This window comes from Pristimantibacillus sp. PTI5 (genome assembly GCF_048572955.1).
Lineage (GTDB): Bacteria > Bacillota > Bacilli > Paenibacillales > Paenibacillaceae > Pristimantibacillus.
The window spans coordinates 4297841-4318862 of the sequence record NZ_CP183886.1 but is presented as its reverse complement, the minus strand read 5'-3'; the positions used below and the strand labels follow the sequence as shown (position 1 = coordinate 4318862).

The window sequence follows — 21022 nt, the reverse complement described above, 5'->3', positions numbered from 1 at the left end:
CAATTAGCTCCTTTGCACAATCGGAATTTGTAATTCAGGATTTACTGAAGTCGACTCCACTATGTAGCTGCTCCAAGCTGCTTCTATTGCGTTCACTACCTCGTTTGCCATACGCAGGACTTGATATAGCGACGTCGTTTGCAGCATCCAGTAGGCTTTTGGGCCATTTGCATTCACCACGCCGGCTATGCTGTATTGTCCGATTGCCGGCAATCGGCGGCCGATCGCTTTCCCTGGCTGAAGCGGGCCCTCCGATACGAGGAAGCGTCCAATAGAGCTGGGCTTACCAAGGCAAGCATCTATGGCGATAACCGTGCAATCCTTAGGGATCCCCGCTGCCGACCGTTCTACGGCATGCGCATCGCAAGGCTGCTGCAGCGTGCCGATGACATTCGGCCAGCCGCGTTCCTTCAACAAGCTCCCCGCTAGAGGCCCGAAGGAATCGCCGGATGAGCGGTCGCTTCCAATACAGACAAATACAATGCTTCTCCGGTCTCTGTGCTGACTTGCAATGCTTTCAAGGAATAAAGCTATTTCACTTTTCGTTAATTGTTCCGTCGCCTTGCACCTGCCCTGTGATCGTTTACTTTGCCGTTCTGCTTTTAATTGTATCCAATTTTAAGATCCTGTTCAATTTGTGGTCAATCCCGATTGAAACATGTTACAATTGCAGCAGCGAAACAGGTTCGATTCTACTCCCCGAGGCCGCTTACGGCCCACAAAAATTTCAGGAGGCACTCCATGACTAATTTAGACTTGCAAACCCAAGAAAACGTTGAGTATATGATCGAGGTTATTAAAACCAAGCTTAAAATGGCTTCCGCTGCGGCAATGCAGGCTTCTAACTTCGACCTTGGCAAATATGAGGATATTAGAGACCTATACGAAGTGGTTGCATCTAAAGAAAAGTTCAGCATCAGCGAAGTTGAAGCGCTTGTATCCGAGCTTGGCAAGCTGCGGATTCAATAACATTTTTTACAAACAAAATATTCCAGTATCAGACATTAATTTTCATTTTTCAACAGAAGAAGAACCGAGCCTGGCACCTTTGCCGAGCTCGGTTCTTCTTCTTTGCTGCAAGTGTTAATCTTGATCCTCTGCTTCCAACTCCGCAGCCTCTATAGACAGCTTGATCGAAACATCCTTATGCTCGCCTTTAAGGAAATGCGCGATTCTCTCCAGCTTATCCGCAAGCTCAGGGCCGCTTAGCGTCGTATTCAAGTGATAGTCAAAGCTATCAGCCGGCAGCTTACGGTCGGCATAAGCGTTTTGCCCTGCCCAGCCGCGCTCCCCGCCAGCGTTGGCTCTTGCGATCAACTGCTCCTGAACGGGATAAAATTTATCTGATTTATTTACGACTCTCTCATAAATGCGCAGTTTCTTCAGTAGCATATAGTATTGCGCGGAATGTTTGAAATTCCATGCCTCGCGGATATCTTTAAGCGTATAGTCCATCTTCCAGCGCTTAAGTTTTTCGACCTGCTCATCTGTGCTTAGCTGCAAAAAATCGTCTAGCGGCAGCATCTTTTCAGACATCATGACCCCTCCGATAAATAGTTAATAGAGTTATAAAAAAATAATTCATATTGCTTTGTTTATCCTATAAAAAATACCATAATTTTTGGCACTTTACAAATTAATATAATTTCACATTCGATAATTAATTAGCTTTTTACCTGAACCATACAAATAAAAAACCTCCATTCCGCCGTGGGTATCCCGCGCAAATGGAGGTTCTTCCGTACTATGCTCTTTGAAGGCCGATCGACGTTAAGAAGCGCTCGAATGCCGCAGCGCCATCCGTCGTGCGCTTGTACACCCCTGCGTCCTTCAACACGTCCAAGAACTTGGCGCCGGTTTCCGACTCTACGATCGTTTTGGCCTGCTCCGCCGTATTAGCGGTGCCAAAGCGCCCGATAAGCGACAGAAGCCAGTCCGCATGCTTATGAAGCGGATGCGTGTCAGCATAAAGCTCAGCGCCGGAAGCCGCTGCCGCGCCTGTCAAATAAGCTGCGATCTGCTCGAGCTCATCCTTCAAGCGTCCTGGCAGCACCGCAAGTCCCATGACTTCGATTAACCCGATGTTTTCTTTTTTTACATGATGCAGATGCTGATGCGGATGGAAAATCCCGTCCGGATGCTCTTCGCTGGTCCGGTTGTTGCGCAGCACCAAATCGATCTCATACTCGCCGTTATCCCGCAGCCTTGCAATCGGAGTAATCGTGTTATGCGGCGTCAGCTTGCCGTCCGCTTCCTCCGTGAAGGCCAGTACATCTGCCGAAGCATCGCTGTAAGCGCGCCACTCGTCCAGCAGGCGGCATGCCGCGCTATGCACGTCAGCCTTTGACGTGCCATTGACCCTTACGACGGACATCGGCCAATTCACGATACCGAAGCGCACGCCCGGAAGCGTCGGATCAGCAAACAAGACATCGGCGGATGCAGCCTCCATCGGAAATACGTGACGGCCGCCTTGGAAATGGTCATGGCTAAGAATCGAGCCGCCAACGATCGGCAAATCGGCGTTTGAGCCAATAAAGTAATGCGGAAATTGTTCAACGAAATCCAGCAGCCTTGCAAAAGATGAGTGGGAAATAACCATCGGCTCATGCGCGCCTTTAAAGATAATGCTGTGCTCGTTATAGTACACATAAGGAGAATATTGAAAATACCACTGCTCCTCTTGCAGCGTTAGCGGCAAGACGCGCAGATTTTGGCGGGCAGGGTGATCCGGGCGTCCCGCGTAGCCGACATTTTCGACGCATAACAAGCATTTCGGATACTTCGCTTGCGGCATCGTTTTGAGCAGGGCGATTTCCTTCGGATCCTTCTCCGGCTTCGAGAGGTTAATCGTAATTTCGAGCTTCCCGAATTCCGTCTCATGAAGCCAATACAGATTTTTGCGGATGCGGTCCATGCGAATGTAATTCGAGTCGATGCTCAGATTATAGAATGCATCCGTGGCTGCTTTTAGCCCCTCCTCCTCCGTCAAGCGCTGGAATGCGGCGCTCGCTTCGGATGGACGCGGCAATAAATACCCCATGATACGGGCATCAAGCAGGTCGCGGTATGTCGTTGAATTGTCTGGGATCAACCCGATCGCATAACCGTAATCGAGCAGCTGCTCCAGCAGCGGAACCGCGCTTTCCAGACGCTCCCCGATGACTTCACCCTCGAATGCTTCGGTGAATCGAAATAAATCAAGCAGCTGGTTTCTTGCTGCATGCATGTCCAGCTGATCGGCTATCAGCTTGCGCTGTACCGCGAATTGCAGCAATCTTTCGATTAGACTCAGCGCATCGCTGGCTGATAGCTCTTGTTGTTCTTTAGCCAATTGTTGTAGCCCCTTTCGGTTAAGCGGGTAACCTTAATCGTTGTAGCCGTTCGGATTTGCTTCATGCCAGCTCCAAGCGCTTTTTATGATGTCCTCGAGCTTGTCGCGTTTCGGATTCCAGCCCAGCTCCTTGCGGGCACGGTCGGACGATGCGACAAGCGTCGCAGGATCGCCTGCGCGACGGGCCTCGAACACGGCAGGGATTTCTTTGCCGGTAACGGCACGCGCAATATCGATAACTTGCTTGACAGAGAAGCCTGTTCCGTTGCCCAAATTATATACAGCGCTGTCCGCGCCGCCTCGAAGGCGGTCAACAGCCAGCACATGCGCATCGGCAAGGTCGCTGACATGGATATAGTCGCGGATGCAGGTGCCGTCCGGCGTATCGTAATCTTCGCCAAATACGGAAATATGCGGGCGCTGTCCAAGCGCTGCTTGAAGCACGATCGGAATCAAATGCGTTTCCGGGCTGTGGTCTTCGCCGATTTTGCCGCTCTCATGCGCGCCGGCCGCGTTGAAGTAACGAAGCGACACGAATTTGATGCCATGGGCAACATCGAACCATTTCATCATCTTTTCCATCGCCAGCTTTGTTTCGCCGTAAGCGTTGGTTGGAAGCGTACGGTCATACTCGTCGATAGGCACGTTTTCCGGCTCGCCGTAAGTAGCTGCCGTCGACGAGAACACGATTTTGCGCACATTGTATTCATTCATCTTCTCAAGCAGGCAAAGGGTACCGAAAACGTTATTATGATAATATTTGCCGGGGTCCTTCATGCTCTCGCCTACCAGCGAATTTGCTGCAAAGTGAATGACCGCATCGATCTCGTTTTCTTTAAAAACCGTATCCATGAAAGCCGCATCGCGAAGATCGCCTTCGTAAAGCTTACCTCCAAGCAATGCTGCGCGGTGCCCTTGCTGCAGGTTATCGACGATAACGATGTCTTCGTCGCGCTCCTGCAAAGCTGCTACGGCATGCGAACCAATATATCCTGCCCCGCCTGTCACTAAAACTGCCATCTTTCATTTCTCCTCTCCGAATGGTGCTGCTGTAAAATGGGTTTATACGAGGCGCTCTACGCCGTTTCCAATCGTGCATACGTAGAAATCAGCCGTTAAGCCCGTTGCTTCGTTATATTTGCGGCCAACTTCTTCTTGGAACGCTTCAACGCTGTCTTCATGTACGAGCGAGACGGTGCATCCGCCAAAGCCAGCGCCCGTCATACGGGAACCAAGCACGCCCGGCACTTGACGGGCAGCCGCAACCATGGCATCCAGTTCAGCGCCTGTTACTTCATATAAGTCGCGCAAGGAATCATGCGAGCCGTTCATCAATTGGCCAAATTGGGCAAGATCATTCGCTTTCAGGGCTTTGATCGATTGCAGGACGCGGTCGATCTCTTCCACGACATGCTGGGCGCGTTTTTGCACGGTGGCATCCTTGATCAAATGCTTCGCGGAATTAAACTGCTCCAGGTTGATTTGTCCGAGCAGCGTAAGCTCGGGGAATGCAGCCCGCAGATCCTGGACCGCTTGCTCGCACTGGGCGCGGCGCTCGTTATAAGCGGAATCAACAAGTCCGCGGCGTTTGTTCGTATTTCCGATGACGAGCTTATATTTGCCTGAGTCAAAAGGAATAAGATCGTACTCGAGCGTGTCGCACATCAGGAGAATCGCGTGATCCTTTTTACCGTTGGCTACCGCAAATTGGTCCATGATGCCGCATTGCACGCCGTTAAACTCATTTTCGGATTTTTGCGAAAGCAAAGCGATTTTTACTTTGTCCGTCTCTAAGCCTTCAAGCGTTTGAAGCGCGTAAGCCGTTACGACTTCGATGGAAGCAGAAGAAGAAAGTCCTGCTCCGTTCGGAATCTCGCCATGGTACAGCAAGTCGTAGCCGCTAGTGAATTGAACACCGCTTTGTTGAAGCTCATATACGATTCCTTTTGGATAGTTCATCCAGTCATCAGCCTCGTCATAAACAATAGCGTCCAGCGAAAAGCTCTTCGAAGAAGGAAAATTGGTTGTCGCTAGTCCAAGCTGATTGTCGGGACGCTTGCGGATCAGCAGCGTCGTACCGAAGGTTAAAGCAGCAGGGAAAACATAACCGCCGTTATAATCCGTATGCTCCCCGATCAGGTTTACACGGCCTGGAGCATGGAATACGGCGATGCCGTCCGCGTCTCCGCCGTATTGCTGTATGAATTGCTGTGTTAGCGCGTCAATGTTTGCCATTTGCTATCACGTTCCTTTTTGTCAGTTTAGTGTGTTTTGTTTTCAACTTCAGTATAAGGGAACCTTCGTAAAAACGAAATGGCGGCAAGTGCTTTTTATATGGATTAATGTGACTTCTCCTACCCTAAATGGACATGCTATGATAGTGTAAAGCCAGCATTTGTTCGCATAATTATTTCAATATAAAGCAGGTGTAAAGTAAAATGCAGCAGGATATGTATACGGTTGCCTCCAATCCGGTTATAGGCGGCGGGAACTCGCAGCTGAATGTGCTGTTTGCCGGCGAGAGCCAGACGAAGCCGCTCCACCGGCTTGGGCCCAAGGTATATGATTTTTATTTAATGCATACCGTGCTGGAGGGCAAGGGACTTTTCATTTGCGACGGCATCCGTCATGAGCTCCGTGCCGGCCATACTTTCTTGATCGAGCCGGAGCAGCTAATCAGCTACGAATCCGACGGCGATCTGCCTTGGCGGTATCGCTGGGTGGCTTTTAACGGAACGCAATCCGCCGAGCTCGTGTCCGCTGCCGGCTTTACTGCCGAGCAGCAGGTTGTGTTTGCGCCGGATAAACGGCGGACCAGCGCCTTGTTCCGCCAAATCTTCGAAACCTTCCGCCGCGGCGGCGCGGCCGCGGATATGAAAGCGGCCGGGTACCTGCACCTGCTGCTCGCCGAATACAAAACTTTATTGCATACGCAAAGCGGCAGCTCGCTGCGCACCGCTCAGGCAGAGGGCGACCATTTGCTGCAACAGGTAGTCCACTACTTGTCCACGCAGTATGCCCACCCGGTTTCCATCGCGCAAATGGCTGAATCGCTCGGGTATAACCGGGCTTATTTATCGCGCTTATTCAAGCAGCGAACCGGTGAATCTCCCGTCACGTTCCTCCTCAAGCTGCGTATCGACAAGGCTCGGCACATGCTTCGCGAACGTCCCGAGCTGACGATCGAGCAGGTCTCCGCCTCCGTCGGGCTGCAGGACGCGCTTTATTTTTCCAAGCAATTCCGCCGTTTTCACGGCCAATCGCCTACCGCGTACCGCGAAGCGATGCGGAGCTTCGGGGAATAAAAAACATTTTACGTGCACGCATTAGTATCCTCCTCCCCTTGCTTCATATTCCTAAAAAAGGGTAATACTATTTCAGGGAGTGATGACCAATGAAGGAGCTCTATACCGGTAACTTATATTGGCCGGAAACACTAGGCAGCACCCGGAAATTCGAACCTCTGCGCCAGCATAAAAAAACACAGGTTGCCGTCATCGGCGGCGGCATGTCCGGCACTATTTGCGCCTCCGTATTCATTAACAGCGGCCTATCCGTGTTGATGGCAGAACGGGGAGAGGTGTCAGGCGGCAGCACCTTGGCCAATACCGGCCTGCTGCAGTTTTCGAACGATATCATGTTATGCGACTTAATCGATCAAATCGGAGAGCGTGACGCAAAAACTTTTTATAGGGCATGCAGGGATGCTATCCATTTAATTGAACAGACAGCCGAATCTCTTGCTGCCGATGTCGGTTTCAGAAGAAGAAGCAGCCTCTTTTTCGCTTCGACCGAGCAGCACCTGCCAAAGCTAAAAAAAGAGTACGAGGCACTGAAAGCATGCGGATTCGATGTTGAATATTGGCCGCCGGAAGAGATCGAGAAGCATTTTCCGTTCCGGAAGCCCGGCGCTATCGTGACACATGGCGATGCAGAGTTAAATCCCTTTCAGTTCGTAAGCGGCATCGCTAACGCCGCAGCCCATGCCGGACTTGAAATATATGAGCAAACGGATATTGTGGCGCATGATACGCTGCCAAGCGGGATTCACCTACTTCGCACGTCGGATGGCTATGTAATAGAGGCCGAACATGTGGTTTACGCGGTCGGCTACGAGCCAGAAGAGCTTCGCGGCAAGCTGATCAAAGCGGAGATGAGCCGCTCCTTCGCGCTTGTAACCGGTATCCAGAACAGTCTTCAAAGCTGGCATGAGCGCTTTTTGGTTTGGGAAACCGCTCGCCCCTACCTATACATGCGTACGACACTTGATGGGCGCGTTATCGTAGGCGGACTGGATGAGCATATTGAGCAGCCGCTGCAAAGCGATAAACAAAGGCTGAAACGAAGCGAGGAGCTGCATGGAAAGCTAAAAGCGCTGTTCCCCGAACTTCAGGCTCCCATTGCATATGAGTGGAGCGCTACCTTTGGGGAATCCTGCGACAATCTGCCCTTTATCGGTGCCGACCCGGCATGGAAAAACGTCTACTACTGCTTAGGCTATGGGGGCAACGGCACGGTATACAGCATGCTTGCTGCCCATATCGTACGCGATCTCATTTGCGGCGATAAGCATCCATTAACCGATATTGTGAAGCTGGACCGCAAATCCCTGACCAACGCTTAAACGGCCTACATACACTGCACGCTATAGATAACAAGAAGCCTCGTTATAGCGCAAGAATCTGCTTGCGCTATAAACGAGACTTCTTTTTTTGCATCGTATCCTAATGGATCTTATTCGCCAGCGGCGATCACCGAGGCGTTACACGCCCGAAAAACGGCCTCTGCCGCACCGAGGCGCGACAAATCCGGTCCCCCCTCCTTGTCGAACAAAGATTTGCTGTCATCGGTTTCAACGATGACCACTATTGAACCGCTGCGCAGCGCCTGGCTGCACGCCTGCGCTTCGTCATCGTCAAGCCCGAGCGCATGCAAGCTGCCGCTATGCTCATCGTCGTTGAACAATATGGCAGCCGCAAAAGGATTGCCGCCTACGGCATAAGGCGCCGCTCCATAACCAGTTATTCCATAAACGGCATTTGTGCCGACGCCGGCATAACCGGTTGCGACAGCCATGCCAAAGCTGCTTGATCCATCCCGGTCTGAAGCGGATTCCAGCTCTCTGAGCTCGTCAACATGGATGTCGCTCTCCGCCTCAATGCGTCTGGAATGCTCGGAATCCTTAGCCAGCACCTTTAGCTCGCCCTTTACGAAGCCGGATTGCTCGAGCTGTTCAATCGCTGTAATGGCTTGCTGCTCGGTGTCAAAAATGCCAATCTTTCTCGCCATCGACTTTCCCTCCTGAATACAGACAGAATACCTATGCTGTTCATGCTTTAAGCTAATAATGGTATGCCCTGTTTTTGACGGAATAAGTCGGATTTTGTAGATTGGCAGCTTGATGTAACAATCGATTTGCCTAATCTGACGATTAGGTTGTGAATCAAAGCGGTTCACGGTATGATGAAGGAATAGATATTGGAAAATCGGACAAGCAGGAGGCAAAGCGATGATCCATCGGATGCTTCGCTATCCCGCAGGATGGGAATGGCATGTACTGCAGCAAGCAAGGCAGCAAACCGTAAGAATTGAACCCTTGCCAAGCAGAAAAGATGCACAAAAACATACAAACGCTTCGCGCGAAGAGCAAAGAGCCGTTAAAGCTATTTTAAAAAAGGAGCAGGATGCTTTAGAGCAGCATACGGATGAGCTAAAGCATCTTTTTCCGGAATGCGCCTCTTGGATTGATGACTGTTCCGGCAGACGGACAAATATGATTTCGGTCGGTGACGCCCCTCATTCGAAGAAACGGCTCTACGGTACCCTCATGCTGCAAGTAACGGATGACCAATCCGACGTTCAGCCCTTTCATTTTTGGCTGTGCGAGGACCGATTGCTGACGATGCATGAGGATATGCGCCTGCCGCTCAGGCTGCAATCCGCCCAGCATACTTCAAAGTTCGACAGCTGCGCGACCGCGCCTGAAGCATTTTTCATTATGCTTGGCATCATTTTAGATACCTTTCACGCCGGCTTGGACGGCTTCGAGACGCGCCTTGGCGAACTGGAAGCAACCATGCGCCAAGAGAACCGCACCGTTCTGATCGATAATATTTTCGAGAGGCGCTATGACTTGCTGCATTGGAGCCATCTCTTCATCCCGATCAGAGAGGTGCACAGCGCCGCTATAGAGGCATTTATGAGCGGCCTTACCGATGTTGACAGTTTTCAGCGTATCACGCATAAGCTCGAAAGAATCGATGCACTGCTCAAGCATTACGCACTGGAGATCGATACCCTTATCACCATGGACGATGCCATCTCCAACTTCCGCGGCAATGATATTATGAAGACGCTCACGATATTTACCGTGCTTTTCCTTCCTGCCACGGTCATAGGCAGCATATGGGGGGTCAACTTCGAGCTCCTCCCGTTTAAGGAATTTAAATGGAGCTTCACGGCTATGTTAGCGATCATCAGCATTATTACTCTCTTCATGTATATTTGGCTGTGGAAGAAAGGCTGGACCGGCGATTTGCTGAATGGGCGTACGCCCAAGGAAATCATCGCTTCAGACGGCTCCTCCACCAGGACGAAACGGGCAAATCGGATGAAAGCAAGCCGTACCGGGCGAGCTTCAGCCGTAGATGCTTCTACACAGCCGCCGCAGGCAAAAACCCGTTCAGAACGGAAACGGAATTCATCCAAACTTCGATGAGATGATGCAAACCAATTAAACCGATAAACGGACAAAAACCGTACAAGCAGGTCAATGACCCGTTTGGACGGTTTTTCTTCGTTTAAACAGCGGCTTACAGCTTGACCGGCTGGCCTGTACGCGCTGAAAGGTTTGCCGCGATCGTAACTTGATGCGTGCGCACCGCATCTGCGTAGCTTGAACGGATTCGCGACGCGTCCCCCGTTCTCACCGCGTGCAGAAAGGCATCGTTTTCCAGCTCATACGGATCGGTTCGGTTGGCGTATTCCGTTTTGCGTCCCGCTTCCTTATCAATCAAACCGCCATGACCCAGCTCCAGCACGCCTTTATTCGTATAAATATGTAAACCGGCCAGGTCGCCCGCCGGAATAGCGCAAGTATTGCTTATCGTCGCTACGGCGCCTCCCGCCAGCTTCAGGGTTACTGTGCCTACATCAGGAACGGTTACGCCTTCCTCAACGCTGCTCATGTAGCGGTCGCCGTATGCGGCATAAACCTCCGTCACTTCGCCCACGGTATAGCGGAGCAAATCGACGATATGGGTGGTCTGCTCGACGAATTGTCCGCCCGAGCCCTCCATCTTGCGCCACCAGCTGACTCCCGGCATCGAGCCCATCCAATAACCGAGAGCCATTAGAGCGGTACGCTCGCGCAGAAGCTCCCGTGCCCGGTCGGTTCCATCCATGTAACGGAAATGGTAACCAGCAGACGTAATCAGCTGCTTCTCTTCGATGCCCTTCAAAATCGCAGACGGCAGCATCTCGTCTACTCCGAGCGGTTTTTCTACCAGGAAAGGAATGCTTCTCTCAAGCAACGCCAGCTCGATTTCGCCATGCGCGAACGGCGGCACGCATACGTATACGGCATCTAACTTACGGTCATCCAGCATAGGTTGAATCGAATCATATCCCCGTGCTCCCTCAAAACGCTGTGCCGCCGCATCCGCTTTCTGTTGGTTCGTCGCGGTAAAAGCCGCAACATTCACGCCATCCAGCTTAGCCAGCTTCTCCGCATGCATCATGCCAAACCAGCCTGTTCCCACAATACCTATTTGAAGCGTCATGAATGAATCCCCTTTCAAAATCGGTTTTCTTTCCCGATTATACTTGGATTACAATCATAAAGTCCATTCTTATCCGCTGGTACCCATCAGCCCGCTTTGTCATACAATACAACATCGGTACAGCCGGAGCCGTATGAGCGGAGGGATGATATGGGAGCAAACCCGAGAAACTCGAGAAACACGCAAGCATCGCAGGAGCTTGATCTTCGAACAGCTCTGTTTATGGCAGCTGTTTGCGGGCAAACCTATATGCATTACAACAACAAGGACGGACTGTTCCTTGTCCCGAGGTCTTACAGCCTTGTCGGCGAATTTACTGCCAAAGCCTATGATAACAGTGCGGAAAGATTCGGGTTTGTGCTGACCTCGGAGAGAGCTTCCGTGCTCGCTTTCCGCGGCAGCGGTTCCGCAGTGGATTGGGTTTCCGATTTCATCGCTCAGCAGACCGCATACCGGCCCGTCAAAAACGCAGGCCTCACCCATAAAGGATTTACCGACATTTATATGTCCGCCCGCATAAGCATACTCGATATTTTAAAGAAGCTTCCTCCCGAAAAGCCGTTATTCATTACAGGCCACAGCCTGGGCGGATCTCTAGCCACGCTAGCGGCCATTGATCTGGCATACAATTCTGCGTTTACTTCCCCTATTGTCTATACTTTCGGTACCCCCAGGGTAGGCGATCCTAAATTTGTCAGTACCTATAACGCGGCAATTGCGACCCACTGGCGCTTTCAGAATGAATTTGATATCGTACCGCATCTGCCCACTCTCGTATACCAATCCCCAAAAACCAAACAAACGTATTACTATATGCATGTTAAGGGCGAGGTTAGACGTTCGTTCCGGATGGGCTCCATCGCGGGCAACCATATTTTATCAAGCTATTTTGCCGATCTTGCGAAAGAAGACCCCGCCTTTGCATTGTCCGTTTGCGCTGAACCGCCCGGCTGGTGTCCTGCGATTGATGTCTAACCGACAATACAAGCAGCGGCAAACATAAAAAAATAGTGATGCAAATCTCGGCCTCCATGAAAATGGCTTCATGGTGAATGAGATTTGCCTCACTATTTTGGGTTATCCGATTCTGTTGTCGTATTCCTTACTTTGCAGGCAGCACATACAGCAAAATCGCGAAGAAATGGACAACCGATCCGCCCAGCACGAACAAATGCCATACCGCATGGTGATAAGGAAAACCGCGCCATACATAAAAAACCGTGCCAAACGTGTACAGCAAGCCGCCAGTGACAAGGAGCTGTATGCCGCCTGGCGCCAAATGTTCATTCAAAGGCTTCCAGGCAAAAACGATAATCCATCCCATAGCAATATAAATGATCGTCGACGTGAAGAGAAACCGCGACGCAAAAAACGCTTTAAATATAACGCCAACGAGAGCGGCTCCCCAGACGATGCCAAACAATGCCCAGCCGAGCGTCCCTTTTACGATATGGAACAAAATCGGCGTATACGTGCCCGCGATAAAGACATAGATAAACGAGTGGTCAAGCGATTCGAATACCCGCTTCGCTTTTCCCTCAGGAAAGCTGTGGACGAGCGTCGAAGCTAAATACAAGAGCAGCATTGCTGCGCCATATATCGTAAAGCTAACGACATGCAGAGCCGTTCCTTTCGATGCGGCGAATATAATTAACAGCACCAGCGCCGCTATGCTAAGCGCAGCTCCGATTCCATGCGTGACTGCATTCGCTATTTCTTCTTTTTTGGAATACGTATGGGTATTCGCCATAGGCTATCCACCTCCTAAGTCATAAGGATGAGCCCTTATACCTTCAGGACGCATTCTCTTTACTTAGTGTAAAGGATCATACCCATCCTTTCAACCAACAGCGCACACGGTCAACCGTTTTGTCCAAATTACAGATGGACTCTTGGTCAGTGTAGTCTGGCGTATGGCGAAAATAATCGGCATGTCCGCCGACCGTAGGAATGCCTTCGACATAACCTGGCGCATACTTCATGCGGTTCCATCTTGGTACAGTATAACGGTCTCTGCTCCAGCCGCCCCAGGTGCCGATCCGGCTGATCGGATCATTCAGATTTCCCAATCTGTCTATGGAATGAAAATAACTGACGCGGTCTTGCAGCTTAGGCTCGATTGGCGTTCTCGGCGAGCCGACCTGCACGATGCGGAAATCCTCGATCTTGTCTTGTTCATACAGCATTTTCGCCGCCTGATAGGCCGCCGCTCCGCCTCCGCTGTGTCCAATCAGGAGAATGCGTTCGTTAGTTAACGTTTCCTTGATCTTCCCAAGCGCATGCAAGCCGCCGATTCGTCCGGCCGTTAAGCGGTTAGACAAATCACTTTTCACCTCCAATACTTGCCGAACCAAGCTGCGGCTGGCATCGCCGTAGGGGAAAATGACATGAATGTCGGGCTCTACACCGTCAGACTGAAACAGTTTTTCAAGCTTTATTTTGCATTCCGTAAAGATGCTGTTGGACGTAGCGATACCGGCAAGCAAATAGACATTCATTCGTGATGGTTTGGTCGCCGTCATAACGATTCCCTCCGTAATATACATTAACGTATGTCGCTCACTTTAATATTTAACCGTAACTTTATATTCATTATGTGGGTTAACCGCAAATTTCATTCTTGCATATTTATGTTATTTCCTTGTTGACCGATAATGTAATGCGTTACCCCAAAAACGGATATTTGAATCGGTCCCGTACGTTTGGATGCAAAAGAAGAGCGCCAGGCTGCGGTCAGCCGGCGCTCCTCTTTGATTATTGCTGCGTCTAACTAACCGACTCGAACAGCTATACACCCATCTTTTTACGCTGATTGTTAACTTTCTTCGTGTTTTGGCTCTTCAGTGCCTGCGTCCCGGTAGAAAGATGTGTTTGGCCTGGAGCTCCTCCAGCTTTCGATTGTTTCTTCTGAGCGAGCAGCTGCTTCGCTTTCTCTGCTTGAGTCAGCTTCTTCGGCTGTTCGGCAGATTCGTTTTGTTCGATTGTAGACATAGGTTCACCTCACTTCATGCACTACATATTCTTATTCTACTACACTTATATATCTGGTAAAAGAGGCTTTGCTCAAGGTTACGCTTTTTGTTATCCGCCAGCCCGCCTGCTTCAGCTGCTGCCCGATCGGTTCCGTGGTTACGATGACCGCTCGCTTGGCCCATTTCTTTACGCTTTCCAGCATATCAAACTGTTCGTTCTCCGGCAAGACAGAGCATAAATTATAAGGCATATCCAAGATTGCCGCGTCGTACAATCCCTCGAGAAGCCGCATATCGCCAAGCTTCACCACATTAGGATAGCCGAAATGGGCCAGATTGACCCTCGCCCCTTTTACGGCAAGCGGATTAAGATCCATTCCCTCTATTTGGATCCCCATCGACAACGCTTCAATGAGGACGGTGCCCATGCCGCAGCAGGGATCGATAAGCCGCAGCTGCCCGGGGGAGCGCCCCGCCGCGAGGTTAACGATCGCTCGCGCCGCTCTTGTCGGAAGCGCGGTCGAATAATTTTGCGGCTTGCTCTTATGGTTGAGCCATACGGCGCTATTCTCCTCCAGCAATCCGAAAAACCAGCTTCCTTGCAGCTTCGTCAATCCAAAGAGCCGCTCTGCCTTGCGCATATCCGCTTTGCCTCGTATCGCAGCTCCGGCAGCCCGCTCGAGCTGTCTCCGTTCATCATAGTCGAATGCTTCATCGCCTTGCGTAAACAGCACCTTGAAGGTTTGGTCACCCAGCTCGATTGCCGGCAGTTGAAGGAGGAGTTCATCTAAGCGATCCGCTTTTTTCATGACCTCAATCCGCCGTTTTATGAACGGGCTGCGGCTCGCAGATACGGCATGCGGAGTGCGAATCACTCCTCCATCCGCCGGTTGGCCGAACAAGGCTTCCAGCTCAAGCCCGCATAAGGCAGCCTCATCCTCATGACAAGCATACGTATAAATAAACATGAATGCCCTCGCTTAAATTTTATACTTTCTTCTATTTAAAATTAGTTACTCGCTCTGCGGTCTTGCCGCATCCTTTGGTTCCATGCGATTGCCCGCAGACGGTACACCTAGCAGCTCGGCTTCGTTGGTCAACTCTGCTACCTGCTTCTCCAACGCTCTCACCGTGCGCTGCAAACGAATCTGGCGAATCATGCCAAGCAGCCCAACCGTCAAGCCCCCAAGCAGCGTTGATGCCAAAATAACGAGAATCAGCGGAAGCGTTGTTTTTGTAAACAGAAAATTCACCTGTACCGAATCGACGTTAATAACAGCGAATATCGCGATAAGAAACGCGAACACCAACGCGGAGATAAGAATGCCTTGTCCCTTCACACCGATCCCTCCCTTTTCCAGAAATCATACCATAAACGCCGCCGATTCGCCTATTCATGAGCTCCGTACTAACCGATTGCCGCAGCACAATAAGTTTAACCGCAGGAGCATGATCAAGAATCATTTCATAAAAAAAAGAACGGGTGCCTTATAGCACCCGCTCCTCCATGTTATTTTACGTTTGCCGTCTTCCTTGGCATTGCCGCTTTACGCAGCTGCGTAATGCTTATTTTCACGAGGATGTACGCAAGCGCCGCCAGCTGCGGGAGCGTTGTTTCCCAGGTCGGATATACGCCCAGTATGCCAATGGTTGGTAGACCGGAGGCGGTATGCGACGGCACCCATCCCGAAACTTGCAGGGAATGGATACTCTCTCCCAGAAAACGAACGACCAGGTAATAAATGAGCACGGATGCTGCAAGGAAAAATGGCCGCACCGGAAGCCTCGCGCTGAACTTAATTATTGCAAAGCCCAGCGCAAGCAGCAGCACAAATGTAACGCCAAAGCCGAGCGCAAGCTGAAGCGGTGCGATGGACGGCGCCATGCCGACATAAAAAATCGTCGTTTCCGCCCCTTCGCGGAAGATCGCTAAACCCGATACGGCAAATAGCGACCATAGGCTGCCGCGAGCAAGCGCGCTGCCCATTTGCTTATCGATGTATTGATTCCAATTTTTCATATTCGACTTATTATGCAGCCAGTTACCAACCGTAATCATCAGGACCACGGATAACAAGCCTGCAATACCCTCAATCGATTCGCGCGCACTGCCGGCAGCTACTTGGGCAATGGCGTAGGTAAGCACAAAAGCCATGATGCCGCTAAGCAGCAGACCTACCCAAACGCCCGACCATACCCACTTGCGTTTATCGCTGTTGCCCGAACGCTGCAAGTATGCGAGTAAGGCTGCAAGCACCAATATGGCCTCAAGCCCCTCACGCAGCAAAATCATACCCGCATCCCAAGCGGTGTACTTCGTTTCCTGCATCATCGGCTCGAGCTGGCTCAGCATCCTGGCGACTAATTGCTCCGCTTTTTCCGCTTCCGGCGGATCAGAAACCAAATATCCGCCAACTTCGGCCATCCGAATCTCGATGCTGCTGTAAACCGCAGCGGAGCGAAGCTGAACATCGCCCTCGATTGCCGGCCACTGGACAATAAACGCTTCCATCTGTCCTGCTGCTTCCAGGTAATGTCCTTCCTGAATATCGTTTAGCGCCTGATTTAAAATATCGACGGCGTCCGTTACCGTTAAACCCGTTTTCGCGGGGGCAGCCGTAATCTTGCCGTCACGGTAATCGTTGATCAATTGTATGAGCGCTAGCGCCTCGGTCTGCGCTTGATCCGCCCGCGGCGGCTCTGCTTGGATCGCAATGCGAAGCATGCTCATCTTTGTTTCCAAGCCGCCGTATACGCTGAGATTATCCGCTCTTACAGCCGGCTCGATTTTAGGCCAGCCCGCGTTCATCAGGCGGTAATCCCCGCTTGCCTTCTCCCACTCCCCGGCTTGAATATGCTCAAGCAGCTGCTGCGCTAACGGCAGCAGGCTTACGGCAGCAGCTTGACCGTCGAGCTGCGGAGTTTCCCCTTGCACGCTTTTCACATATTTATTTAATGCTTTGGCCAGCGTGGAAAGCGAGGCTTTCGCTCTCGCCGGATCTGTATCGCGCTCTGCAGCCGCCAGAGCTTTAGCCGCTCCTGCAAGCGCGGAATCTACGTCTGCCGTTTCTTTTGTCGCCGCCGGTTTAAGCTCTTTCCACATCACGGCCGCATTTTCCACATGCCCGGATGCCTCTTTCCATTTCCCTTGGCCAGCCTCTACTAACGCGCTGCCCACCAAGGGAAGCAGGCGATCCAGCTCAGCCGCCTGCGTTCCCTCTGCCTGCGCATAAAATCCGCCGCTGCTTATCATCGCTAACAGAAAAACAACGGAAAAGAAACGTATTATATGACGTTTCTTTCCGCTGCTGCGTTGTGCGAACATCTTGGTCCGCCCCTTTCGTCTTAAAAAGCATCATTTTTTTATTAACTTGGATCCAGCGTTTAAAATAACGTTTCTCCGATATAACCGCCTTCGCTTACGCCGGGAAAGCATGCAAACACCGCGCTGCCCGTATGAACGATATATTCGTTCAGCAGGTCGCTTTGCCCGAGCTTCTGCTGCATCGGAATAAACTGCTTGCGTGAATCGCGATTGAAGCAAATAAATAACAAGCCGGCATCCAACTGTCCGGTTTTGTTATCCATTCCGCTCGAATAGGAGTAGGAGCGGCGCAGGATTTTTACCGAGCCGTCGCCGTGCGCCAGCCGGACATGGGCATTCATCGGAATGACAGGCTTGCCCTTCTCATCCTTTTTGTCCAGATCAAGCTTATCCATTTCATGGGCGGACCCGATCGGCGCTCCGCTGTTCCGGTGACGGCCAAAGGATGCCTCTTGGTCACCTAGCGTAGATCGGTCCCATACTTCGATACGCATGCGGATTCGCCTTACAACCATGTAGCTGCCTTGATCCATCCAAGAGGTGCCGTCGGATGCGGCAGCCCATACGACCTTCTTCATTTCCGCGTCGTCCGTGGCATCCGGATTGCCTGTGCCATCCCGGAAGCCCATCAGGTTACGCGGCGTTGCTCCGGCCGGATCGGCTGCGCTTGTTCGTTGAAAGCCTTCCTGCGTCCAGCGCAATATTGCTTTCCCTCGGGCAATCCGGGCCAGGTTGCGTACCGCATGAAATGCGATTTGCATATCATTGGCATTCACTTGTACGCCAATATCGCCGCCTGACCATTCCTCGCGCAGCTCATCGCCGCCAAAAGCGGGCAAATCGGGAAGTGCCGCCGGCCGTTTGCCGGCTAAGCCGTACCTTCCGTCAAAGAAGGAAGGACCTACTCCGAAGGTAATGGTTGTGCGTGAAGGCGATAACCCTTCAGCCTCGCCCGTATCCGACGGCGGCAGATTCAAGTTGTCATTCGTATTACCGAGCATCTCACCGCTTGCCATCGCAGCCGCCGCTTTAGTCCAAGCTTGAAACAGCTTCCGTACCTCATCAAGCGTTGTTGCCGTTAAATCAAAGGCGGCAAATACGATAAAATCCTGCGCCGGCGTCGTAATTCCAGCCTGGTGCTTGCCATAGAAGCTCACGATCTGATCCGCATCCGCTTTAGCAGCCTTTGAGGCCGGCTGGGCAGCGCCGCGCTCCTGCGCGGAGAATAATCCGCCTACTCCAGCTGCGCCCAGCAGCAAGCCTGCACCGCCTACGCCTGCCATCCGCAGTAAATCCCTGCGGCTGATTTTTTTATCAATGATTCTCGAATGAACGTCATCTTTGGTTTGATCGGATTCGGTTGATTTAGACATGTGGTTAAGCCTCCAATATCGTTCCCATTTGAGAAAGCGGCTCTGCAAGCGCGTCGATTAGCTGGCTCAGCTTTTTCGTATCTTCTTCTTTCAAATCCAAGTAAGAAACATAACCGTCGCCTGTCTTATAGGCCGCCAGAGCTTGCTCGAGATCGGCGAAGCCTTTGCCGATTTGCTCATCAAGCGCGCCATCCTTCTTATTCAATTCAGCCTTTACCAGCTGGTAGATTTTGTCGGCGCCTTCCACATTCGCGGCGAAATCATACAAATCCGTATGGGAATAACGTTCTTCCTCGCCGGTTACCTTCGTTGAAGATACCTCATTCAATAGCTCTACAGCTCCCGTAACAAGCAAGCTTGGCTCCACCTCGACGGTTTCCATCAACGCGCGAAGCAGCTTAACGTCCTCCAGCAGGCGATCCGCGTACTCCTCCATGCCTTCCGTCGTGTTATTCGCCCAAAGCGCTTGCTCAATGCGGTGGAACCCGCGCCAGTCTTTGTCCTCAACATCATTCTCGCGCGCATCGATATTCGGATCTAAATCGCCAATCGCTTCAGCAATCGGCTCAATGCGTTCGAAATACATGCGCGTTGGAGCGTACAGCTGCTTGGCAGCCTCCAAATCACCGCCCTTAACCGCCGTTACGAACTTCTCCGTTTCTATAATGAAAGTATCGGCCTGCTCGATCGTAAACTGACGGTAGCTCTCCAAAATAGGCGCCCAAACATCATCCGAAGCTGCCGTCTCATTCGTTGCATTATCCGTGGCATTTGTTGCATTTGCCGGTTCATCTTTTTCCGCAGCATTGGAGCCGCAGCCCGTAAATACGATCGTGCAAGCCAGTAAAAAGGCCATTAGTTTAAACTTCATTATCATTGCTCCCCCACTCCAATATAAATTGGATCTGTATTATTCTAAAATGAAGTATATTCGCAAATGATAATCATTGTCAACGAATTGTTTTCTAATTAAAATGGAGTTATCGCAGATGTGCTTCTCCACCCGTTGGACGGAAAAAAAGACGGGACCCGGCTAACCGGGCACCCATCCCTTTATTCATGCTGCAATTTATGAAGCTTTATTTTTGTTATAAATGTCAAACGCTACGGCGAGCAGCAGCACCAAGCCTTTAATTCCCTGCTGCCAATCGATGCCGAGACCAACGAGTGACATCCCGTTATTCATAACTCCCATCACAAGTCCTCCGATGATCGCGCCGATAACCGTACCGATACCGCCGGTTGCCGAAGCGCCTCCGATAAAGACAGCCGCGATGGCATCCAGTTCAAAGTTAACGCCGGCCTTCGGCGTTGCCGCATTCAAGCGGGCCGCGAACAATAGTCCCGACAGCGCGGCAAGCACGCCCATATTGACGAAAACCCAAAATGTCATCCGCTGTGTTTTTACGCCGGACAATTTGGCAGCCTTCTCATTGCCGCCCAGCGCATAAATATGCCGTCCCATAACCGTCTTATTCATGACAAACGTATAAACGACAACGAGTATGAACAAAACGATGAGAATATTCGGAATGCCTTCGTAAGCTGCCAGAACATAGGTGAACAAATTAATAATCGCTACGATTCCAACAAGCTTCAGCGCGAACAGCGGCGCCGGCACCACGCTGAACTGATAACGCTGCTGCGTCAAGCGGTTGCGCCATTCCGTAAAAACAAGCACTAGCGATAAGACCAAGCCGATCACGATCGTAAGCACATGAATGTCGCCGCCCCCGAACCAATCCGGAATGAAACCGGAGCTGATGCGTTGAAACCCTTCGGGAAAAGGTGAGATCGACTGCCCATTCAAGACAACCATCGTCAAGCCTCGGAATAACAGCATGCCCGCCAGCGTAACGATGAACGATGGGATGCGAATATAGGCGACCCAGAATCCCTGCCAAGCGCCAACCAGTCCTCCGAATACTAGCGATAAAACGATAGCGATCGGATAAGGAATTTGCATTTCGACAACCAATATCGCCGAGATCGCACCGACGAAAGCAGCAACCGAACCTACGGAGAGATCGATATGGCCCGTTATGATAACAAGAAGCATACCGATGGCAAGTACGAGAATATAACTATTTTGCAAAATGAGATTCGTTATGTTGAGCGGCTTCAGCAGAATGCCGTCGGTTAAGATTTGGAAAAGCACCATAATTAGTACGAGGGCGATGATCATGCCATATTGGCGGATATTGCTTTTGAACAATTTGCTAAATGCCTCCATCTGC

Annotated in this window: 21 protein-coding genes; 5 read left to right on the top strand and 16 right to left on the bottom strand. The window is 51.2% G+C overall.

Annotation, left to right across the window (positions count from 1 at the left end):
- Window positions 1-3: 3 nt before the first annotated feature.
- The gene (gene yyaC, locus ACN6MW_RS19195; protein WP_419876388.1) at window positions 4-513 is read right to left on the bottom strand and encodes a spore protease YyaC; all 510 of its coding nucleotides are present in this window, start codon (window positions 511-513) and stop codon (window positions 4-6) included.
- Window positions 514-741: 228 nt separating this feature from the next.
- Between yyaC and ACN6MW_RS19190 the strand changes: the two genes are divergently transcribed.
- Window positions 742-969, top strand: a complete 228-nt coding sequence (locus ACN6MW_RS19190) for a DUF1128 domain-containing protein (RefSeq protein WP_364154019.1) — start codon at window positions 742-744, stop codon at window positions 967-969.
- Between the two features lie 114 nt (window positions 970-1083).
- Here ACN6MW_RS19190 and ACN6MW_RS19185 read toward each other — a convergent pair whose 3' ends face one another.
- From ACN6MW_RS19185 to ACN6MW_RS19170, 4 genes are all read right to left on the bottom strand, one after another.
- Window positions 1084-1539: a hypothetical protein gene (locus ACN6MW_RS19185; RefSeq protein WP_419871646.1), complete on the bottom strand. Its 456-nt coding sequence runs from the start codon at window positions 1537-1539 to the stop codon at window positions 1084-1086.
- 205 nt (window positions 1540-1744) lie between these two features.
- A complete protein-coding gene (locus tag ACN6MW_RS19180; protein WP_419871645.1) occupies window positions 1745-3334 on the bottom strand; it encodes a UDP-glucose--hexose-1-phosphate uridylyltransferase in 1590 nt (529 codons plus the stop codon).
- Between the two features lie 33 nt (window positions 3335-3367).
- Window positions 3368-4354 (bottom strand): UDP-glucose 4-epimerase GalE, encoded by a 987-nt coding sequence (gene galE, locus ACN6MW_RS19175; RefSeq protein ID WP_419871644.1) that lies wholly within the window; start codon window positions 4352-4354, stop codon window positions 3368-3370.
- Between the two features lie 42 nt (window positions 4355-4396).
- On the bottom strand, window positions 4397-5569 hold the full coding sequence (locus tag ACN6MW_RS19170; RefSeq protein ID WP_419871643.1) for a galactokinase: 1173 nt from the start codon (window positions 5567-5569) through the stop codon (window positions 4397-4399).
- Between the two features lie 203 nt (window positions 5570-5772).
- On the opposite strand from ACN6MW_RS19170, the gene ACN6MW_RS19165 reads away from it, so the two are divergent.
- Together ACN6MW_RS19165 and ACN6MW_RS19160 are read left to right on the top strand one after the other, a co-directional pair.
- Complete coding sequence (locus ACN6MW_RS19165) at window positions 5773-6639, top strand: AraC family ligand binding domain-containing protein (protein WP_419871642.1); 867 nt, start codon at window positions 5773-5775, stop codon at window positions 6637-6639.
- Between the two features lie 89 nt (window positions 6640-6728).
- On the top strand, window positions 6729-7958 hold the full coding sequence (locus ACN6MW_RS19160; RefSeq protein ID WP_419871641.1) for an NAD(P)/FAD-dependent oxidoreductase: 1230 nt from the start codon (window positions 6729-6731) through the stop codon (window positions 7956-7958).
- A 110-nt stretch (window positions 7959-8068) separates the two neighbouring features.
- On the opposite strand, the gene ACN6MW_RS19155 is transcribed toward ACN6MW_RS19160, so the two are convergent.
- On the bottom strand, window positions 8069-8623 hold the full coding sequence (locus ACN6MW_RS19155; RefSeq protein ID WP_419871640.1) for a hypothetical protein: 555 nt from the start codon (window positions 8621-8623) through the stop codon (window positions 8069-8071).
- Between the two features lie 220 nt (window positions 8624-8843).
- On the opposite strand from ACN6MW_RS19155, the gene ACN6MW_RS19150 reads away from it, so the two are divergent.
- Window positions 8844-10052: a magnesium transporter CorA family protein gene (locus ACN6MW_RS19150; RefSeq protein ID WP_419871639.1), complete on the top strand. Its 1209-nt coding sequence runs from the start codon at window positions 8844-8846 to the stop codon at window positions 10050-10052.
- A 94-nt stretch (window positions 10053-10146) separates the two neighbouring features.
- Here ACN6MW_RS19150 and ACN6MW_RS19145 read toward each other — a convergent pair whose 3' ends face one another.
- Window positions 10147-11115, bottom strand: coding sequence for a Gfo/Idh/MocA family protein (locus ACN6MW_RS19145; protein ID WP_419871638.1), 969 nt, complete (start codon window positions 11113-11115; stop codon window positions 10147-10149).
- A 150-nt stretch (window positions 11116-11265) separates the two neighbouring features.
- Here ACN6MW_RS19145 and ACN6MW_RS19140 point away from each other — a divergent pair, with 150 nt between their 5' ends.
- Window positions 11266-12090 carry a lipase family protein gene (locus ACN6MW_RS19140; protein WP_419871637.1) on the top strand — a complete coding sequence of 275 codons (825 nt, stop codon included), beginning with the start codon at window positions 11266-11268 and terminating at the stop codon, window positions 12088-12090.
- Window positions 12091-12217: 127 nt separating this feature from the next.
- Here the strand turns inward: ACN6MW_RS19140 and trhA are convergent, their stop codons facing one another.
- The 9 genes from trhA to mmsB form a co-directional block, all read right to left on the bottom strand.
- Window positions 12218-12865, bottom strand: a complete 648-nt coding sequence (trhA, locus tag ACN6MW_RS19135; protein WP_419871636.1) for a PAQR family membrane homeostasis protein TrhA — start codon at window positions 12863-12865, stop codon at window positions 12218-12220.
- Between the two features lie 76 nt (window positions 12866-12941).
- Complete coding sequence (locus ACN6MW_RS19130) at window positions 12942-13637, bottom strand: lipase family protein (RefSeq protein ID WP_419871635.1); 696 nt, start codon at window positions 13635-13637, stop codon at window positions 12942-12944.
- A 265-nt stretch (window positions 13638-13902) separates the two neighbouring features.
- Window positions 13903-14106: a hypothetical protein gene (locus tag ACN6MW_RS19125; RefSeq protein WP_183562303.1), complete on the bottom strand. Its 204-nt coding sequence runs from the start codon at window positions 14104-14106 to the stop codon at window positions 13903-13905.
- Between the two features lie 31 nt (window positions 14107-14137).
- Window positions 14138-15055, bottom strand: a complete 918-nt coding sequence (locus ACN6MW_RS19120) for a TRM11 family SAM-dependent methyltransferase (RefSeq protein WP_419871634.1) — start codon at window positions 15053-15055, stop codon at window positions 14138-14140.
- Between the two features lie 45 nt (window positions 15056-15100).
- Window positions 15101-15427, bottom strand: a complete 327-nt coding sequence (locus ACN6MW_RS19115; RefSeq protein ID WP_419871633.1) for a LapA family protein — start codon at window positions 15425-15427, stop codon at window positions 15101-15103.
- A gap of 170 nt (window positions 15428-15597) precedes the next feature.
- Window positions 15598-17412 carry an FTR1 family iron permease gene (locus ACN6MW_RS19110; RefSeq protein WP_419871632.1) on the bottom strand — a complete coding sequence of 605 codons (1815 nt, stop codon included), beginning with the start codon at window positions 17410-17412 and terminating at the stop codon, window positions 15598-15600.
- Between the two features lie 59 nt (window positions 17413-17471).
- On the bottom strand, window positions 17472-18785 hold the full coding sequence (gene efeB, locus ACN6MW_RS19105; protein ID WP_419871631.1) for an iron uptake transporter deferrochelatase/peroxidase subunit: 1314 nt from the start codon (window positions 18783-18785) through the stop codon (window positions 17472-17474).
- Between the two features lie 4 nt (window positions 18786-18789).
- Entirely contained in the window at window positions 18790-19662 is an 873-nt protein-coding gene (efeO, locus tag ACN6MW_RS19100) for an iron uptake system protein EfeO (RefSeq protein ID WP_419871630.1), read from the bottom strand.
- A 192-nt stretch (window positions 19663-19854) separates the two neighbouring features.
- Window positions 19855-21018 (bottom strand): multiple monosaccharide ABC transporter permease, encoded by a 1164-nt coding sequence (gene mmsB / locus ACN6MW_RS19095; protein WP_419871629.1) that lies wholly within the window; start codon window positions 21016-21018, stop codon window positions 19855-19857.
- Between the last annotated feature and the right edge of the window lie 4 nt (window positions 21019-21022).

Coding starts and splice junctions, on each gene's coding strand:
- ACN6MW_RS19165 (WP_419871642.1), top strand. CDS start 5,773: ATGCAGCAGGATATGTATACGGTTGCCTCCAATCCGGTTATAGGCGGC.
- ACN6MW_RS19125 (WP_183562303.1), bottom strand. CDS start 14,106: ATGTCTACAATCGAACAAAACGAATCTGCCGAACAGCCGAAGAAGCTG.
- ACN6MW_RS19185 (WP_419871646.1), bottom strand. CDS start 1,539: ATGATGTCTGAAAAGATGCTGCCGCTAGACGATTTTTTGCAGCTAAGC.
- efeB (WP_419871631.1), bottom strand. CDS start 18,785: ATGTCTAAATCAACCGAATCCGATCAAACCAAAGATGACGTTCATTCG.
- ACN6MW_RS19155 (WP_419871640.1), bottom strand. CDS start 8,623: ATGGCGAGAAAGATTGGCATTTTTGACACCGAGCAGCAAGCCATTACA.
- galE (WP_419871644.1), bottom strand. CDS start 4,354: ATGGCAGTTTTAGTGACAGGCGGGGCAGGATATATTGGTTCGCATGCC.
- ACN6MW_RS19160 (WP_419871641.1), top strand. CDS start 6,729: ATGAAGGAGCTCTATACCGGTAACTTATATTGGCCGGAAACACTAGGC.
- ACN6MW_RS19140 (WP_419871637.1), top strand. CDS start 11,266: ATGGGAGCAAACCCGAGAAACTCGAGAAACACGCAAGCATCGCAGGAG.
- efeO (WP_419871630.1), bottom strand. CDS start 19,662: ATGATAATGAAGTTTAAACTAATGGCCTTTTTACTGGCTTGCACGATC.
- ACN6MW_RS19190 (WP_364154019.1), top strand. CDS start 742: ATGACTAATTTAGACTTGCAAACCCAAGAAAACGTTGAGTATATGATC.
- ACN6MW_RS19130 (WP_419871635.1), bottom strand. CDS start 13,637: ATGACGGCGACCAAACCATCACGAATGAATGTCTATTTGCTTGCCGGT.
- ACN6MW_RS19170 (WP_419871643.1), bottom strand. CDS start 5,569: ATGGCAAACATTGACGCGCTAACACAGCAATTCATACAGCAATACGGC.
- mmsB (WP_419871629.1), bottom strand. CDS start 21,018: ATGGAGGCATTTAGCAAATTGTTCAAAAGCAATATCCGCCAATATGGC.
- ACN6MW_RS19110 (WP_419871632.1), bottom strand. CDS start 17,412: ATGTTCGCACAACGCAGCAGCGGAAAGAAACGTCATATAATACGTTTC.
- ACN6MW_RS19145 (WP_419871638.1), bottom strand. CDS start 11,115: ATGACGCTTCAAATAGGTATTGTGGGAACAGGCTGGTTTGGCATGATG.
- ACN6MW_RS19150 (WP_419871639.1), top strand. CDS start 8,844: ATGATCCATCGGATGCTTCGCTATCCCGCAGGATGGGAATGGCATGTA.
- trhA (WP_419871636.1), bottom strand. CDS start 12,865: ATGGCGAATACCCATACGTATTCCAAAAAAGAAGAAATAGCGAATGCA.
- ACN6MW_RS19120 (WP_419871634.1), bottom strand. CDS start 15,055: ATGTTTATTTATACGTATGCTTGTCATGAGGATGAGGCTGCCTTATGC.